This is a genomic window from Blattabacterium cuenoti (assembly GCF_014251375.1).
GTDB lineage: Bacteria > Bacteroidota > Bacteroidia > Flavobacteriales > Blattabacteriaceae > Blattabacterium > Blattabacterium cuenoti_K.
Window position 1 is genome coordinate 128,156 of record NZ_CP059187.1, and the last position, 18,023, is coordinate 146,178.

Below are 18,023 nucleotides of genomic sequence, written 5' to 3' on the forward strand. Positions count from 1 at the left end.
AATTATACATATTAATTTAAACTTAAGAAGTTATAAAATATTTTTTTTAATCAAAAATTATATTCTATGTTATATCGAATACAAACTATTTATTTAGTTATATCTATATTTATCTCTTCTCTTTCTTTCTACTTTTATCCTGTTTTTCAAAATAAAAAAGAAATTAAATATCCATTTTTTGTTTTTGATAAAGCTATTTTTATTTTTTTAATCGTGTGTATCGCTTTATCTATTTGTAGTTTTCTTTCTTTTCAAAAGAGAAAACTACAAATACTTTTCAACTGTATAAATATACTCCTAAATAGCATTATTTTCATAGTAATTCTTTTTGTTTCATTTTATCAATCAAATAAATCTTTTCTTTTTTTAAGAAAAATGAATCTTTTTCTTACATTTCTATCCATATGGATTTTCTATTTTTCTAATAAGTACATAAAAAAAGATATAGAGTTAATTAATTCTATAAATAGAATACGGTAAATTTTATTCTTATTCTCTTTCTAATAAATTAAATCTTAAAAAAAAATAAGAATGAAAAAAAACCCATTGATTAAAAAATTTGAAGTTCTTGAAAAAGAATTTCATGAAATTTCAAATTCAATCATTAACACTGATCATAAAAATAAAAACAGAAAAAAGTATAAAACACTATTTAAAAAGTATAATAAACTAGAAAAGTTACTTCATCTTTATGAGAAATATAAAAAAAAATTAATTTCTCTTCAAGAAGCAAATTTCATTTTAGAAACAGATTCTGATCCTGAAATGAAAGAAATAGCTTTTTTGGAAAAAAAAAAAATTTTAAAAGATTTATCTTTTATTGAAAAAAAATCACATGATCTCCTTTCTACTCCTATTTCCCCTATTAATACAACAGAAGAAAATAACAGAAATGCAATTGTAGAATTACGTTCCGGAACAGGAGGAGATGAAGCATGTCTTTTTGTAGAAGATATATTACGAATGTACGTACTTTATTTCAAACAAGTAGGATGGAAATATGAAATCATACATGCTCAAAAAGGAGGAAAAAAAGGAGGCGGATACAAAGAAATCATCTTAGATGTAAGAAAAAGTACAAAAGAAGAAAAAGGAGAGATTTATGGAAATCTAAAATTTGAATCTGGAGTCCATAGAGTACAAAGAATTCCTAAAACAGAATCTCAAGGAAGAGTCCATACATCTGCTATTACAGTAGCTGTTTTACCTGAAGTCGGAGATATAGATATAAATATAAATTTATCCGATATAAAAAAAGAAACATTCAGATCTAGTGGAGCTGGTGGACAACATGTTAATAAAACAGAATCTGCTGTTAGATTAACTCATTTTCCAAGTAAAATAACAGTAGAATGTCAAGAGGGGCGATCACAACACAAAAACTTTGAAAAAGCAATGAATGTTTTACGATCACGTATTTATCAAAATGAAAAGGAAAAAAAATTAAAAGAACGATCCATAAAAAGAAAGTGCTTAGTCTCTACAGGTGATCGTTCTGTAAAAATACGTACCTATAATTATCCTAAAAATAGAGTCACAGATCACAGAATTCATAAATCTATTTATGATCTTGTAGGATTTATGAACGGAAATATTCAAGAAATGATTGATCTTCTTACAAAATACGATGAATCAAAAATTCAGTTTTAGTAGAATTTAGTAAAATTTTAATGTATCCAAAAAGTTTGTATGATATTCTCCTTTCAAAAAGTCCTTATTTTGCATAAGCTGTTTATGAAAAGGAATAGTTGTGCAAATCCCTTCTATAACAAATTCATCTAATGAACGACGCATTTTTTCAATAGTTTCTTTTCTGCTTTTTGCTGTAGTAATAATTTTTGCAATCATAGAATCATAATAATGGGAAACACTGTATCCAGCATAAATATGAGTATCGACACGAACCCCTTTTCCTCCTGGGACATGCATTTGAGTTATCTTTCCTGCCATAGGACGAAAATTTTTATAGGGTTCTTCTGCATTAATTCTACATTCTATAGAATACATTTTTGGATAATAATTTTTTTCAGAAAGTTTTTTTCCATAAGCTAAACAAATTTGTTCTTGTATAAGATCTAATCCTGTTATTTCTTCTGTTATAGGATGTTCCACTTGAATTCTTGGATTCATTTCTAGAAAATAAAAATTTTTGTTTTTATCCAATAAAAATTCTATAGTTCCTACTCCTTCGTAATGAATAGACTCAGCTGCTTTGACAGCGATTTCCCCCATTTTTTTTCTTAAATATGGAGTTAAAAATGGAGAAGGAGCTTCCTCCAATAATTTTTGATTTCTTCTTTGAATCGAACAATCTCTTTCTGATAAATGACACGCTTTTCCATATTTGTCTCCAATAATTTGTATTTCTACATGTCTTGGATTTAAAATTAATTTTTCTATATACATCTCCTTTTTTCCCCTTCCAAAACATGCTAAAGTTTCTTTTTTAGCTTCTTCCCAAGAATTTTTTAAAGAATTTTTATTTAAAACAGATCGTATTCCTTTTCCCCCACCTCCAGAAACAGATTTAATTATAATGGGATATCCTATTTTTTCTGCAATTTTCTCTATCTCCTTATAAGAGGATTCTACAAAAAAACAATCAGATCCAGGCAAGCAAGATATTCCAATTTTTTTCATAGTTTTCTTAGCTGAAATTTTATTTCCTATTTGAATCATATGATTTGGAAGAGGACCTATAAACTTTATTCCATGTTTTTTACACATAGATGAAAAATAGGGATTTTCAGAAAGAAATCCATATCCAGGATGAATAGCGTCTGCATTAGTGATTTCAGCTGCAGATATTAAATTTGGAACATTTAAATATGATTGATTTGGTGAAGGTGGACCTATACATACAGCTTCATCAGCAAAATAAACATGAAGACTGTTTTTGTCTACGGTAGAATAAACAGCGACCGTTTTTATTCCCATTTCTTTAACTGTTCGTATAATCCGTAAAGCTATTTCTCCTCTATTAGCAATTAATATTTTTTTAAACATATTTTATTTAATAATTTTTGGATCCAAGAGAAATAAAGGCTGATCATAATCAACTGGAGAAGCGTTTTCAACAAAAATTTTAATTATTTTACCATCTACTTCAGATTCAATTTCATTGAATAATTTCATTGCTTCTATAACACAGACTTTTGTTCCTTTTTTAATTTCATCTCCAACCTTTACAAAAGGATCTTGATCTGGATGAGGTTTACGATAAAATGTTCCAATCATAGGAGATTTAATTGTTAAATATTCATTTTTTTTATATTCTTTCTTTTTTTTAGGATAAAATCTATCTGAAAAATCGGAAGAAATAGTGGAATAAATTGTATCAGTATCATTTACAGGAATTGGATTCAATAATTTTTTTCTCTTTTTTTTAAAAATTTTATTTTTTACCTGAATTTTAGTATTTCCTATTTGAATTTTTATTTCATGAATGTCAGATCCAGAAATAAATTCAATCAGAGATTGAATATCTTTTAAATTCATAAAATCATTTTAAAAATAAAAATAAGAAGAAAGATTGATTTACTTTATTTCTTATTTTTATTCATTTTTAAAATGATTTTACCTCTATAAATCAAGTTGTTATCATCCCAATAAGCATGATGATACAAATGTTTTTTCTTTGTTAAAGAACATTGTCCTAATAAAGGAGCTTTGATTTTTAAATGTGTCCTTCTTTTATTTTTTCTAGACTTAGATTGTCTTCTTTTAGGATGTGCCATTATTATTTAATTATTTTTTTGTTTCGTTTGAATAATAGGATTCCAAAAATAATTTTTTTTATCTTTATTATGGTTAAAATGGATGTTTATTTTTTTATTTTTTTTAATTATTATTATGATTCGTAAACAATTAACTAAACGTAATAAGAATTATTCCAAATGGTATAATGAGATAGTTGTTAGATCTGGATTAGCGGAATTTTCAGGAGTTCGTGGATTTATGATTATTAAACCATATGGGATTTCTATATGGGAAATCATAAAAAAAAAATTAGATAAAATGTTTAAGGAAACTGGACATAAAAATGTTTATTTTCCTTTATTAATTCCAAAATCTTTTTTTTCTAAAGAAAAACAACATATTAAAAGTTTTTCTAAAGAATGTGCTGTAGTTACGCATTGCAAATTGAAAAAAAAAATAAATCAAGAAGAATTGATAATAGATTCACAATCTAAATTAAAAGAAGAATTAATTATACGACCTACTTCTGAAAGTATCATATGGAAGACTTATAGACGTTGGATACAATCTTATAGAGATCTTCCGATTCTTTTTAACCAATGGGGAAATGCTGTGAGATGGGAAATGAGAACGCGTTTATTCTTAAGAACTTCAGAATTTTTATGGCAAGAAGGACATACAGCACATTCTACTAAAAAAGAAGCAATAGAGGAAACTGAAAAAATATTAAATATTTACACTAATTTTTCTAAAAATTTTATGGCAATCCCAGTATTACAAGGGATCAAGCCTTATATGGACAAATTTTCTGGATCTGAAACTACATATTGTATTGAAGCTCTTATGCAAGATGGAAAAGCATTGCAAATAGGAACTTCTCATTTTCTGGGGCAAAATTTCTCAAAAGCTTTTGATGTCAGATTTACTAATTTCAATGGAAAAAAAGAATATGTGTGGTCTACATCTTGGGGGATTTCTACAAGATTAATAGGAGGATTAGTTATGTCGCATTCTGACGATCATGGATTAATTATACCTCCAAAAATAGCTCCTATTCAAATAGTTATAATACCAATATATAAAAATAAAAAAGAATTAAGTAAAATCAGTGATATTATAGAAAAAATTCAAAATGTTCTGGAAAAAAAAGGAATCAGTGTTCAATACGATAACAGAGAGATTTTTACTCCAGGATGGAAATTTCATGAATACGAAATGAAAGGGATCCCTATCCGAATTAGTATAGGATTATATGAAGTAAAACATGAAAAAGTAGAAATTTTTAGAAGAGATACATATGAAAAGATGTATGTTTCTTGGAATTGTTTAAAAGATTTTATTCCAGAACTTCTTGATAAAATACAAAAAAATATTTATAAAAAAGCTTTACAAAGAACAGAAGAATGTACATTTATTTCAGATCATTACGATGATTTTAAAAAAAAAATAAATACTCCCGGAGGTTTTATTATTTCTCATTGGGATGGAACAATAAATACAGTGAAAAAAATTCAAGAAGAAACAGAAGCTACTATACGTTGCATTCCAATTCATAATAAGATTGAAATAGGAAAATGTATTTATTCTGGAAACCCTTCTAATCAACGTGTGATATTTGCAAAATCTTATTAAATGTTTTTTAATTTTCCTTTGAATTCTTCTATTGAGAAATAGTTTTTTTTTCGGAGAATTGAAAAAAATTCGTTTTTCAATCTATCAAATACTTGAATTCCTTCTCTCAAAAATTGTGTTCCTACTTGAACTGCAGAAGCTCCGCATAATATATATTCAAAAACATCTTTTCCAGAACAAATTCCTCCACATCCAATTATATAAATATCTTTTCTAAGGTAATTGTAAAATCTACGAACGTTAGCTAATGCAAATGGTTTTATCACACTTCCTCCTACTCCTCCAAACCCTTCTTTTGGATGAATTACTGTTGTTTCATTCATTCTATCAATGAAAATCCCGTTTGGCAAACTATTAATACAAGTAACAAAACAAATAGGAAACTGATTTAAAATCAAAGCTATTTTTTTGATGTGAAAATCCTCAAAATAAGGAGGTAATTTTACTCCTAAAGGTTTTTTAGTTAATTCAAATAGGTTTTCTAGAAAATCAGAAATTTTATAAAAATCATATCCCAATATATTTTTTTTTTCAACAAGATTTGGACAAGATAGATTTAATTCTACAGCATTTATTTTTGAAAGATTTGCTTTAAGAATAAGTTTATAATTTTCTTCTATAGAAAGTCCTGATATAGATAAAAAAAAAGGCTTTCTAGATTTTTTTTTTTCTAAAAAATTTAAGTAAAAATCTATCCCAAGATTTGGGAGGCCCATAGAATTTATACTTCCTATATTCCATTCAAAATATCTTGGAGGAGGATTTCCTTCTCTTGGAATGAGAGTACAACTTTTTGTAACTACTGCTCCAGAAGAACTCTCCATAATATCAGAAAGTTCTTTCTCAGTAGAACAGAGAACTCCTGATGCGTTCATAATACAGGATGAAAGTTTAATTCCATTTATGGAAGAAGAAATATCTATTTGTTTTTTCATGAAACATGAAATTATTCAAAATAAATATACAAATTTAAAAAGGATAAAATTTTTAACTTTACAAATACAGTATTTTGATTATGACATGAAAGAAAAAGAACAGTTTTTTTTAAAAATTTACAATCTGGGAATTATTAAGTTTGGAAATTTTACATTAAAAAGCGGAATGACTTCTCCAATATATATAGATTTTCGTCCGATCGCTTCTAGACCAGACTTATTAATTAAGTTATCTGACTTACTCCTCAATGAGGTTCCAGCTCATACATTTGAACTAATTTGTGGAGTTCCATATGCAGCTCTACCGATAGCTACCACTTTATCATTAAGGGCGAATATTCCTTTGATTATTAAAAGGAAAGAAAATAAAGGATATGGGACAAAACGAATGATAGAAGGAATTTATAAAAAAGGCCAAAATTGTCTCCTTATAGAGGATGTGATTACTAGTGGGGATAGTTTGTTAAAAACTGTAATAGAGATTGAAAAAGAAGGATTGATCATAAAAAATATTCTATCTATTCTTGATCGAGAACAAGGTGGAATAGAAAACATAAAAAAAAGAGGATATAACATCAGAACTTTATTTTGTATAGGAGAAGTTTTAAAAATGCTCGATAAGAAACATCTTTTAAAAAAAAAAGAAATCCATATAATAATTCAATTCTTTAAAAAAAGAAGAAAAAATTTTCAAGAAAAACGGATTTCTTATGAAGAAAAAAAAGAAAAAATTTCTCATCCTATAGGAAAAAAACTTCTTGATATAACATTGAAAAAAAAAACAAATTTGATAGTATCAGCAGATTTAATATCCACTTCATCCATATTAAAATTAGTGAATTCTATTGGTGATAGAATTTGTGGATTAAAACTTCATGTAGATATTATTAATGATTTTTCTATTTCATTCATAACATCTCTTAAAAATATTTCTATAGAAAAAAAATTTTTACTATTTGAAGATAGAAAATTATGTGACGTAGGGCCTACAAACAATCTTCAACTCCATCATGGAGTACACAAAATTTCTTCTTGGGCGGATATTATTACTGTACATGTTATTGCTGGAAGTGCAAGTATAAAAAATTTGAATATTTCTTCCAAAATAGGGTTAATTACTGTGTCGGAAATGTCTTCTTATGGAAGATTATCAGATGATAATTATATAAGAAAAGCGTTAAATATTTCTTTGAATAATCCAAAAGTAATTGGAACTGTAGCACAAAGAAAAGTAGATGATAGATTATTATTGTTTACCCCTGGAATCCATTTTTCTGAATCAAAAAAAAACAAAGAAGGTAATACATATATTCATCCTAAACAAGCTTTTGAAAAAAATAAAAGCGATTTTATCATAGTTGGAAAAGCAATTTATCAATCTAAAAATCCAAAAGTAGCTGCAGAACAATATAGACATGCAGGATGGAAAGCTTATGAAAAAGGACTTTCAAAAAAAAATTCATGATACTGATCATATTTTTGTTTAATTTGTATAGTGAGAAATAGACTTATATGATTTTTAATCATCAAAAAAAACTCTTTTTAAACTTTTAAAAAATTTTTGAATAAGTTTTGAATATGAAATGGATAAACTCATTAATCAGTTGTTTTATGATCCTTTTTAGTATTATAGATATACTCGGAAATGCTCCTATAATTATGGGGTTTAAATCTAAAGGAAACATTATAGATACTAAAAAAGTAATAGTTACTTCTCTTGTTATTTTTTTATCTTTTTTATTCTTAGGACAACCTATGCTAAAAATTATTGGAGTTGATGTGAACTCTTTTTCTGTTGCAGGATCCATTGTCTTGTTCCTAATAGGATTGGAAATGATCTTGGGAGTAGATATTCATAAAGTAACAGAAAATGCACAAACTTCCATAGTTCCAATAGCTTTTCCCCTGATAGCTGGGCCCGGATCTTTAACCACTTTAATTTCATTAAGAACAACTTATAATGTATACATTATTCTTTTATCACTCATTCTTAACATGATAGTAGTTTATTTTGTCATAGATAGATGTGATTTGATAGCTAAAAAAATAGGAAAAAATGGATTGGATGTATTAAAAAAAATATTTGGAATTGTATTATTGGCATTTTCAGTGAAAATTTTCGGAGCTAATGCAGGACAATTATTTCAACAAGGATAATCAAAATAGATCAATAGACAAGAAGTAGGAGTAGGAGTCGATAGACGACTCCTACTCCTACTTCTATTAGGAAATTTTTTCTTCTAATATTTCAGAAAAAATTTTTTTAACAGATTGATTTATATCTTCAAATGTAGGTAAAAGAAATCCTCTATAAGAAAAAATAATCTGATAAGTTTTTTTATGAATACTGAATTCTATTTTTTTTTCTAAAAGATATTTATTTAAAAAAAATGAAGCTCTTAATAAACGTTTTATTCTATTTCTGTGAATAGCTTTCTTAAAGCTTTTTTTTTTCACTAAAGTTCCAACCAAGTCTATTTTTTTATTTTTCGAATTTATTTCCTTTTTAGAGAGTAGCACAAAAGCAGAAATAGGAAATTCTGAAAAAATTGTTCCATATTTCATTATTGTATAATGCACGTTTTTTTTTTCATTTTTATTCATACATAAAAATTAATAATCAATCATTCATAAATTCTTCTAACTTAGACACCATTCCTATAGGACCGCAAATGAATGGTGTTCTTTGATGTAGATTTCTTGGTTTTATATCTAAAATCCGTTTTTTTCCATCAGATGCTTTTCCCCCAGCTTGTTCTGTTAAAAACGCTATAGGATTGCATTCATATAGCAATCTCAGTTTTCCACAAGGAAAATGAATTGTTTCAGGATAAATGTAGATTCCTCCTTGAATCATGTTTCTATGAAAATCTCCTACTAGGGATCCTATATATCTTGCAGTATAAGGACGGTTTTCTTTTTTTTCTTGACAATATCTTATAAAGTTTCTAATCCCATCAGAAAATCGTGCATAGTTCCCTTCATTAATAGAATAAATCTTTTCTATTTTTTTAGGAAAATGAAGATCAGGATGTGATAAATAAAAAGTTCCTAGAGAAGGATCCAAAGTAAATCCATGGACCCCATTACCTGTAGAATACACTAAAATTGTAGAAGAACCATAAATAATATATCCTGCAAGGATTTGTTTATTCCCTCTTTGCAAAAAATCTTCTATTGTTAACTCCATTCTAGTAGGAGTTTTTCTAATATAAACTGAAAATATAGTTCCAATAGGAATATTTACATCTATATTAGAAGATCCATCAAGTGGATCTATCAAAACAATATATTTGCTGAGATTATTATTCTCGTTTTCTTTTTCTCCTATAATTATAAAATCTTTACTTTCTTCCGAAGCTATTCCACAAACTACATTTCTGCTTTTAAATGATTCAATAAAAGCCCTATGTGCAAAATTATCCAATTTTTGCTGAGTTTCTCCTTGTATATTAGTCATTCCAGAACTTCCCATAATCTCTTCTGTCAACCCAGCTTTATTGACTTCTTTATTAATAGATTTAGCCGCTAGTTTGATAGAACTAAACAGTCTTAATAAAGCCTCTTTAGAATATAAAAATTTATCCCGATTCTCTATAATAAATTCTCCTAATGTATACATGATGATGTAAACAAATTTGATTTTTATAAAATCATAAAAATATCAGTTCTCCTAGAGAAAGGAAAAGATTTAGAAATATTTAATCAAATAATTAGACATTTAAAATAAAAAAAAATTCTAAATTTTTCTCTTTTAGAGAGCTGAAAATTCATTCAAAACTAATAAAAAATAAAGAAAATTTTTTTTGTAACTAATACCAAACTAAATCAATCACACATTATGAATTTTATATACTTTTAATAATTTTATCATCTTATTAATTTGATGAAAATCATACAAATATTATTGATATTATTATGGAGAATATGGTTTTTTTTAATAAATATTTTTTTAGTTCCACTATGGGCTGGAGCATCTATTCCATTTCTTTTTAAAGATAAATATTATCCAATTGCATATTGGTTTCATCAAATGTGGGCTAGAAGTAATTTGTTTCTCATGGGATTCTGGTATGTATTAGAAAAAGATGAAGAAATATTAGATAAAAATAAACAATATGTAATCATTAGCAATCATACTTCTATTATGGATATAATGTTAATTTATTCTTTAATGAGAAATCATCCGTTAGTTTTTGTAGGAAAAGCGGAATTAGCTAAACTTCCTTTTTTTGGATTTGTTTATAAAAAAAGTAATATATTAATAGACAGAAAGAGTCTATCAAGTTGTATTCAAGTATTTAAGGAAATACAAGAAAAAGTAGATTCTGGAAAAAGTATTTGTATTTTTCCAGAAGGAGGAGTTCCAAATACGTCTATCTTTTTAGGTCATTTCAAAAGTGGAGCGTTTTTCATTGCTATAAAAAAAAAAATATCTATTATTCCATTTACTATAGCTGATATCAAAACAAAATTTCCTAGTTATTCCATTATAAAAGGATTTCCTGGAAAAATAAGAATTAAACAACATTCCTCTATTTCAACAAAAAATCTATCTTTGAAGGATAAAAATTTTTTAAAAGAAAAATGCTTCAATTTAATAAAAAATCAATTAAAAAAGTTTGAACGTGAAAAAATAATAAATCAATGATTTTTTTAGAAAAAAAAAAGAAAAAAAAATTCATCTTTATACAGATGGATCATCCAAAGGAAATCCTGGCCCTGGAGGGTATGCAATTTTCATAGAAATTGTTGGAACATCTTATAAAAAAGTAATTTCTGAAGGATTTAGATACACTACCAATAATAGAATGGAATTACTAGCTGTGATAGTTGGATTAGAAGAAATTACGAAAATAAAACAAAACATAATTGTATTTACAGATTCTAAATATATAGTCAATACTATTCAAAATAATTGGATTTATAAATGGAAAAAAAATAATTTTTACAAAAAAAAAAATGTAGATCTCTGGACTAGATTCTTAGAAATCTTTCAAAAACATTTGATTCTATTTCAATGGATTAAATCTCACAATAATCACCATATTAACAATTTCTGTGATAAATTATCTGTGGAAGCTTCAAAAAGTAAAAATCTAAAAATAGATTATGAATATGAACAACAAAATAAAAAAGTAAAAAAAAATATAAAATAGAAAAACTAAGAGGAGGAAAAGTGAGTCATTCTTTGTCTAATTATTTCATAAAGTATAATAGACATAGCCTGACTAACATTTAGAGAATCTATATGACCAAACATAGGAATAGTTATGATTTTATGTGCTTTTTCTATCCAAAAATCTGACACTCCTTTGTTTTCTGAACCTAAAACAATCGCCAAATGTGAAGAAAATTGATTGGTATATAATGTAATGGATTTTTTTTTATGAAATCCTGCAACTACAATTTCTATTTTTTTTTTTTTTAACCAAGAAAAAATTGATTTTGGTTCTTCTATAAAAATCTTTGTTGTAAAAATACTTCCTAAACTACATCTGATTACATTAGCATTAAAAATATATGTTTTTATATTGCATAATATAATAAAATGAACTCCTGCAGCATCTGCTGTTCTTAAAATAGCACCTAAATTTCCAGGTTTCTCTATTCCATCTAATATAAGAATAAATGGATTATTGGGAATTTTTATTATCTTTTTCAATTTTCTTTCAGGAGAGTTATTTTTAAATAAGGAAATAATTCCTCCTGAATTTTTCCTATATACTAATTTTTGAAATACTCTTTTATTTATAAAAGTAACAACATTTTTAAATGATTTAATCGTATTATATTTATGAAATATTTCCTTATATATAAATATTTTTATAGGAATGTATTTTCCTTTTATAGCCATTTCAAACTCTTGGATGCCTTCTACAAGAAACATTTTCATGGAATTTTTTCTATAAATTTTTATTAATTTCTTAATTATTATATTCCGTGAACTATTATTATATATCATTTTTTTGAAAAAAGTTAACATGATGAATTATTATAATAAAATTTATAAAAAAAAATATGATAAAGATTATATGAACATAGCTATAGAATGTGCACAATTTTCTTATTGTAAAAAAAAAAAGTAGGCGCTGTTATAGTCAAAAATAATCAGATTATATCTGATGGATATAATGGAACTCCAAGTGGATTCGATAATCTTTGTGAAGATGAAAATGGAGAAACAAAATGGTATGTTTTACATGCAGAAGCAAACGCGATACTAAAAATGGCATCATCTTCAAAATCTTGCAAAGGGGCTTCTTTATATATAACACATGCTCCCTGTAAAGAATGCAGTAAATTAATTCATCAATCTAAAATCAAAAGAGTTGTATATTTACATCAGTATAAGAAGTATACAGTGGTTGATGGATTGAATTTTTTAAAAAAATTGAAAATAGTTATAGAACAACTGATCTTGGATTAGAAATCCTCTTTTTTTTCTTTCTAAACTAAAAAAGAATCCTTAAATAAAAAAAAAACACCCAGATGGCGAAACAGGTATACGCGCTGGACTCAAAATCCAGTGATCTAACATCATGCGGGTTCGAATCCCGCTCTGGGTATTATTATGTGTATGTATTTTTTGATTTCAAAATAAAAAATATCTTTGAGAAAGAGGTAAGATATCTGATGGAGGAGAAGTAATTTTTTCTCCATCTATAAAAACACTATAAGTTTTTGGATCTACTTCTAAACACGGAGTGACACTATTTAATATCATATCTTTTTTAGATAAGGACCGGCATCCTTTTACTATTTTAATTTTCTTTTTTATTTCATTTTTTTCAAAAAATCCATTATTCATCGCATTGAATGAAACAAAAATACTACTCAATTTTGGTTCAAAAAAACCAAACATTTTACGATACATAAATGGTTGGGGGGTAGGAATTGTCGCGTTTGGATCACCTATACTTGCGTACACAATCATACCGCTTTTTATTACTAATTCCGGTTTAACTCCAAAAAAAGAGGGTTTCCATAGCACCAAATCAGCCATTTTTCCATGAGATATTGAGCCTATATATTCTGAAATTCCATGAGTGATAGCTGGATTTATTGTATACTTTGAAATATATCTCTTGACTCTAAAATTATCATGGTGATAATGATCTTTGTTTAAAGCGCCTCTTTGTTTTTTCATTTTATCAGCTGTTTGCCAAGTTCTTTTCACTACCTCTCCAATTCTACCCATAGCTTGAGAATCAGAACTGGTCATACTAATAGCTCCTATATCATGTAGGACCCCTTCCGCGCTAATAGTTTCAGATCTAATACGTGATTTAGCAAAAGCAATATCTTCGGGAAGATTAGAGTCTAAATGATGACATATCATAAGCATATCTAAATGTTCATCTATAGTGTTAATAGTATAAGGTAAAGTTGGACTAGTTGAAGACGGTAAAACATTCGAAACAGATATAACTTTTAACAAATCCGGGGCATGTCCTCCTCCTGCACCTTCTGTATGATAAGTGTGAATTGTACGATTTTTAAATATTTTTAAAGTATCCTCAATATAACCTGATTCATTCAATGAATCAGTATGAATGTTAACTTGAATATCTAATTTTTCTGAAACATTTAAACATTGATCTATGACATATGGTGTGCACCCCCAATCCTCATGAATTTTTAACCCCCCTGCTCCAGCTTCTATTTGTTCTATTAATGCTTCGGAATGAGAACTATTTCCGCTAGCTAAAAAAATAAAGTTTATAGGAATATGATCTGTACTTCTTAACATTCTTTGAATATTCCATACGCCTGAAGTGCAATTAGTAGCTATTGTTCCTGTAGCTGGGCCAGATCCTCCTCCAATAATAGTTGTAGTTCCATTTTCTAACGCTACTTCAAATAACTGAGGACAGATATAATGAACGTGACAATCAACAGTTCCAGTTGTAACAATCATATTTTCTGAAGAAATAACTTCAGTTCCAGCTCCAATATACATATTGGGGGTAACTCCATCCATAAAATGTGGATTTCCAGACTTTCCAATTCCAACAATGACTCCGTTTTTTATTCCAATATCTGCTTTTACAATTCCCCAATGATCAATAATTATTGCGTTAGTTAATACTAAATCTAATCCTCCTTCTTTACTTGTTGCAAATGGATATTGACCCATTCCATCACGGATCACTTTTCCTCCTCCAAAAACACATTCATCTCCATAAACAGTATAATCTTTTTCAATTTCAATCCACAAGGATGTATCTCCTAAACGGATTTTATCTCCTTTTGTAGGGCCATACATCCTTGCATAGGATTCTCTATCTATTTTTTTCATATTCTTGTATTTTCTTTTCCAGAAAATCCATAAATTTTTCGACTTCCTCCTATTTTTACTAATGTCACTTCTTTTGTTTTACCAGGCTCAAAACGAATAGATCTTCCTGAAGGAATATCTAATCTATACCCTTTAGTTCCATTTCTATCGAAATGAAGTGCAAGATTTGTTTCATAAAAGTGAAAATGAGATCCTACTTGTATAGGACGATTTCCGGAATTCAAAACCACTCTTTCTATACGCGATCTACCAGGTAATAAGAGTATATCCTTTTTAACAAGATCATATTCTCCTGGGATCAGGTTGTTTGTTGTATCATTTTTGTTGATTATTATTGTTTTTTTTCCTTTTTTCTTCTCATTCTTAATATGTATAGTAACTAGTTTTGTTCCATCAGGAAAGGTAGCTTCTACTTGAACATTATTAAGCAATTCATACACACCATCCATTACTTGTTTCTCGTTTAAAATACTTTCTGCTTCATTCATAAGTTCTTTTACTGTTTTTCCATCACGAGCGCCTTCCATGACATAACTTGTAATCAAAGACACAGATTCAGGATAGTTTAATTTTAACCCTCTTTTCAAACGTTTTTTTGCTAATTCTCCAGCCATATGCAGAAGAATTTTTTCCTTTTCATAAAAAGTTAAGTGCATAGCATAGTAAGTTTTATTTATTCTTCAAAAACAATTCAACTTTTTTGGATAAAGTTATGAAATATTACAATAAATTAAATTTAAATTATATTTTTTGAAAAAATTTTGAATTCAAAAAGAAACTGAAACATATTTTATTTCGATTTTTTTCCTAGAACTATAAAAATTTTTGAAAAACAATAATCTTAATAAATAGTTTATAGAAAAATGATTCTAAAAAAATAAAAGATATTGTTTATTACATAATAAAGAATCATTTCTCTATAAATTATCATTATTTTTGTCGTCATCTAATAAAATAGATAGCTTAGATAGTTAGATAGGGGGAAAATTGTAATAAATTAATAAAAATGCAAGTTTTAAAATTTGGGGGGAGTTCTGTCGCTTATTCTGATTCCATAAAACGTATTTGTTCTTTATTAAAAAAAAAACCAAAAGGGAGGTATGCTATTGTTGTATCAGCATTAGGTAATATTACCGATAAATTGATACAATGTGGAAAATTAGCTTCTGAAAGAAAAAATATTTACAAAAATATTTTAGAAGAAATAGAAATTCGTCATCTTAATATAATAAGAGAATTATTTCCAATAACGGATCAAAGTTATTTAATCAGTTGGATAAAAAAAAATATCAATGATTTAGAAAGTTTATGTGATGGAATTTTTCAAGTAGAAGAGATTTCCAAACGTTCTCTAGATAAAATAATGAGTTTTGGAGAATTGAGTTCTTCTTTTCTTATTGCAGAAAAATTAAAAAAATCTGGATTAGACGCCATTTGCAAAGACAGCAGAGATTTAATTATCACAGATTCTCAATTTGGATGTGCACAAGTTGATTTTATTACTAGTAATCACTATATTGTTCAATTTTTCCGTGAAAAAACATCAGAATATATCGTCCTTCCCGGATTCATAGGAGGAACTTTAGAAAATGAAACTACTACTCTTGGAAGAGGCGGTTCTGATTATACTGCATCTATTTTAGCTGCTGCAATATCTGCTAGTTTACTTGAAATTTGGACAGATGTAAGTGGAATGATGACAGCTAACCCAAAAATAGTGAATCAAGCTTTTCCGATTAAAGAAATTTCTTATGAAGAAGCCATGGAATTATCTCATTTTGGAGCAAAAGTTATTTACCCACCAACTATACAACCAGCTATGAAAAAACACATTCCCATACAAATTAAAAATACTTTTTCCCCTTTAGATCCTGGGACATTAATCTATATTAGAAAAAAAACAAATATTAGTCAACCGGTTACAGGAATTTCCGGAATTCAAAATTTAGCTTTACTCACTCTTGAAGGAAGTGGAATGGTTGGAGTTCCAGGGTATTCTAAACGGTTGTTTGAAGCTTTATCACATGAGAAAATCAATGTGATTTTTATCACACAAAGTTCTTCAGAGCATTCAATCACAACTGGAATTCATGAAATGGACATTATAAAAGCAAAGACTGTGATAGATAGTGAATTTGCTCAAGAAATCCATAAAAAATGTATTGATCCGTTAAAAATAGAAAAAGATCTTTGTATAATTGCAGTAGTAGGAGATAACATGAAAAATCTTCATGGAACAAGCGGAAAAATGTTCTCTTCTTTAGGAAGAAATAGTATCAATGTTAGAGCTATAGCACAAGGATCTACGGAAAAAAATATATCAGCAGTTATTCAAAAAACTGATTTTAAAAAAGCTTTAAACACTTTGCATGAAGCTTTTTTTGAAAGGCCTCCAAAACAAATTAATCTTTTCATTTGTGGAGTTGGAAAAGTAGGTAGTAAATTGCTTGAACAAATCAATCAACAAAAGAATTATTTGCTTGAAAAATTAAAACTTCAAGTTAGAATTATTGGATTAGCCAATAGTAAGAAAATGTATTTTCATGATAAGGGAATAAATTTATGCAAATGGAAAGATCATTTAAATGAGAATGGACATAAAATGAATATTTTATATTTTATGGAAAAAGTATGGAAATTTAATCTAAGAAACAGTTTATTTGTAGATAATACAGCTAGTGAGGAAATGGCGATGACTTACGAAAAATTTTTAAAAAATGGAATGGGAGTTATTACTTGTAATAAAATCGCCTGTTCTTCTGATTACAATCATTATAAAAAATTAAAAACTCTTTCTAGACATTTTAAGTCCCCTTTTTTATTTGAAACTAATGTAGGGGCTAGTCTTCCTGTAATAAGCACTCTCAATGATCTTATCAATAGTGGAGATAAAATTAAAAAGATAGAAGCTGTATTATCCGGAAGTTTAAATTTTATTTTTAATCATTTTATTGGAAAAAAATCTTTTTTAGAGGTAGTAAAAGAAGCACAATCAAAAGGATATACAGAACCAGATCCTAGAATTGATTTGATTGGATTAGATGTCATGCGAAAGATCCTTATTTTAGCAAGAGAATGTGGTGAAACTATAGAACTTATTGATATTCAACAAAAAAAATTCCTTCCTAAAAGTTGTTCAAATGCAATTTCTATAGAAAAATTTTATCAAGAACTACATAGCCACAGAGATTATTTTCTAAATATAAGAAAAAAAGCAGAAGAAAAAGAAAAACGCTTGCGTTTTATAGCTCGTTATGAAAATGGAATTGCTTCTGTTGGATTAGAATCAGTTCAAAAAAGCCATCCCTTTTATCAATTGGAAGGAAAAGATAATATGGTTTTATATAATACATCTCGTTATGCGGAACAACCTCTAATTATAAAAGGTGCTGGAGCAGGTGCAGAAGTCACTGCATCTGGTGTCTTTTCTGATATTATTAAAGCTACTAAATAAA

At 27.4% G+C, this 18,023-nt stretch carries 17 protein-coding genes, 1 tRNA gene and 1 pseudogene; 10 read left to right on the plus strand and 9 right to left on the minus strand.

What is annotated here, in order from left to right; genetic code table 11:
* Positions 1 to 66: 66 nt before the first annotated feature.
* Together H0H71_RS00590 and prfA are read left to right on the plus strand one after the other, a co-directional pair.
* Positions 67 to 480, plus strand: coding sequence for a DUF4293 family protein (locus H0H71_RS00590; protein ID WP_185856226.1), 414 nt, complete (start codon positions 67 to 69; stop codon positions 478 to 480).
* A 51-nt stretch (positions 481 to 531) separates the two neighbouring features.
* Entirely contained in the window at positions 532 to 1,650 is a 1,119-nt protein-coding gene (gene prfA, locus H0H71_RS00595; RefSeq protein WP_185856228.1) for a peptide chain release factor 1, read from the plus strand.
* Between the two features lie 6 nt (positions 1,651 to 1,656).
* Here the strand turns inward: prfA and accC are convergent, their stop codons facing one another.
* From accC to rpmF, 3 genes are read right to left on the minus strand one after another with little or no spacing between them, the layout of a single operon-like run.
* Positions 1,657 to 3,006 (minus strand): acetyl-CoA carboxylase biotin carboxylase subunit, encoded by a 1,350-nt coding sequence (accC, locus tag H0H71_RS00600; protein WP_185856230.1) that lies wholly within the window; start codon positions 3,004 to 3,006, stop codon positions 1,657 to 1,659.
* Positions 3,007 to 3,009: 3 nt separating this feature from the next.
* The gene (gene accB / locus H0H71_RS00605; protein ID WP_185856232.1) at positions 3,010 to 3,498 is read right to left on the minus strand and encodes an acetyl-CoA carboxylase biotin carboxyl carrier protein; all 489 of its coding nucleotides are present in this window, start codon (positions 3,496 to 3,498) and stop codon (positions 3,010 to 3,012) included.
* 44 nt (positions 3,499 to 3,542) lie between these two features.
* Entirely contained in the window at positions 3,543 to 3,737 is a 195-nt protein-coding gene (rpmF, locus tag H0H71_RS00610) for a 50S ribosomal protein L32 (protein ID WP_185856234.1), read from the minus strand.
* Between the two features lie 115 nt (positions 3,738 to 3,852).
* Between rpmF and proS the strand changes: the two genes are divergently transcribed.
* Positions 3,853 to 5,331: a proline--tRNA ligase gene (proS, locus tag H0H71_RS00615; RefSeq protein ID WP_185856236.1), complete on the plus strand. Its 1,479-nt coding sequence runs from the start codon at positions 3,853 to 3,855 to the stop codon at positions 5,329 to 5,331.
* On the opposite strand, the gene H0H71_RS00620 is transcribed toward proS, so the two are convergent.
* Positions 5,328 to 6,266 (minus strand): dihydroorotate oxidase, encoded by a 939-nt coding sequence (locus tag H0H71_RS00620; protein WP_185856238.1) that lies wholly within the window; start codon positions 6,264 to 6,266, stop codon positions 5,328 to 5,330. The two genes, proS and H0H71_RS00620, sit on opposite strands and share 4 nt — an antisense overlap.
* An 85-nt stretch (positions 6,267 to 6,351) precedes the next feature.
* Here H0H71_RS00620 and pyrF point away from each other — a divergent pair, with 85 nt between their 5' ends.
* On the plus strand, positions 6,352 to 7,731 hold the full coding sequence (gene pyrF / locus H0H71_RS00625; RefSeq protein ID WP_185856455.1) for an orotidine-5'-phosphate decarboxylase: 1,380 nt from the start codon (positions 6,352 to 6,354) through the stop codon (positions 7,729 to 7,731).
* 113 nt (positions 7,732 to 7,844) lie between these two features.
* Complete coding sequence (locus tag H0H71_RS00630; protein ID WP_185856240.1) at positions 7,845 to 8,423, plus strand: MarC family protein; 579 nt, start codon at positions 7,845 to 7,847, stop codon at positions 8,421 to 8,423.
* Between the two features lie 66 nt (positions 8,424 to 8,489).
* Here H0H71_RS00630 and H0H71_RS00635 read toward each other — a convergent pair whose 3' ends face one another.
* Both H0H71_RS00635 and fbp read right to left on the minus strand, forming a co-directional pair.
* Positions 8,490 to 8,870: a ribonuclease P protein component gene (locus H0H71_RS00635; protein ID WP_185856243.1), complete on the minus strand. Its 381-nt coding sequence runs from the start codon at positions 8,868 to 8,870 to the stop codon at positions 8,490 to 8,492.
* 16 nt (positions 8,871 to 8,886) lie between these two features.
* Positions 8,887 to 9,888 carry a class 1 fructose-bisphosphatase gene (fbp, locus tag H0H71_RS00640; RefSeq protein ID WP_185856245.1) on the minus strand — a complete coding sequence of 334 codons (1,002 nt, stop codon included), beginning with the start codon at positions 9,886 to 9,888 and terminating at the stop codon, positions 8,887 to 8,889.
* 264 nt (positions 9,889 to 10,152) lie between these two features.
* On the opposite strand from fbp, the gene H0H71_RS00645 reads away from it, so the two are divergent.
* The gene (locus H0H71_RS00645; protein ID WP_185856247.1) at positions 10,153 to 10,917 is read left to right on the plus strand and encodes a lysophospholipid acyltransferase family protein; all 765 of its coding nucleotides are present in this window, start codon (positions 10,153 to 10,155) and stop codon (positions 10,915 to 10,917) included.
* Positions 10,910 to 11,425 (plus strand): ribonuclease HI, encoded by a 516-nt coding sequence (locus tag H0H71_RS00650; RefSeq protein ID WP_185856456.1) that lies wholly within the window; start codon positions 10,910 to 10,912, stop codon positions 11,423 to 11,425. The genes H0H71_RS00645 and H0H71_RS00650 overlap by 8 nt, the downstream gene beginning before the upstream one ends.
* Positions 11,426 to 11,430: 5 nt before the next feature.
* Here H0H71_RS00650 and H0H71_RS00655 read toward each other — a convergent pair whose 3' ends face one another.
* Positions 11,431 to 12,156 (minus strand): RNA methyltransferase, encoded by a 726-nt coding sequence (locus H0H71_RS00655; RefSeq protein WP_238784461.1) that lies wholly within the window; start codon positions 12,154 to 12,156, stop codon positions 11,431 to 11,433.
* 97 nt (positions 12,157 to 12,253) lie between these two features.
* On the opposite strand from H0H71_RS00655, the pseudogene H0H71_RS00660 reads away from it, so the two are divergent.
* Positions 12,254 to 12,696 (plus strand): annotated as a pseudogene (locus H0H71_RS00660) (deoxycytidylate deaminase).
* Positions 12,697 to 12,752: 56 nt separating this feature from the next.
* Positions 12,753 to 12,835, plus strand: a tRNA-Leu gene (locus H0H71_RS00665).
* Between the two features lie 26 nt (positions 12,836 to 12,861).
* Here H0H71_RS00665 and ureC read toward each other — a convergent pair.
* Together ureC and H0H71_RS00675 are read right to left on the minus strand one after the other, a co-directional pair.
* On the minus strand, positions 12,862 to 14,568 hold the full coding sequence (gene ureC, locus H0H71_RS00670; protein WP_185856250.1) for an urease subunit alpha: 1,707 nt from the start codon (positions 14,566 to 14,568) through the stop codon (positions 12,862 to 12,864).
* Positions 14,565 to 15,224 carry an urease subunit gamma gene (locus tag H0H71_RS00675; protein ID WP_185856251.1) on the minus strand — a complete coding sequence of 220 codons (660 nt, stop codon included), beginning with the start codon at positions 15,222 to 15,224 and terminating at the stop codon, positions 14,565 to 14,567. Before H0H71_RS00675 ends, ureC begins: the two co-directional genes overlap by 4 nt.
* Positions 15,225 to 15,574: 350 nt before the next feature.
* On the opposite strand from H0H71_RS00675, the gene thrA reads away from it, so the two are divergent.
* On the plus strand, positions 15,575 to 18,022 hold the full coding sequence (gene thrA, locus H0H71_RS00680; RefSeq protein ID WP_185856252.1) for a bifunctional aspartate kinase/homoserine dehydrogenase I: 2,448 nt from the start codon (positions 15,575 to 15,577) through the stop codon (positions 18,020 to 18,022).
* The last annotated feature ends 1 nt before the right edge of the window (position 18,023 follow it).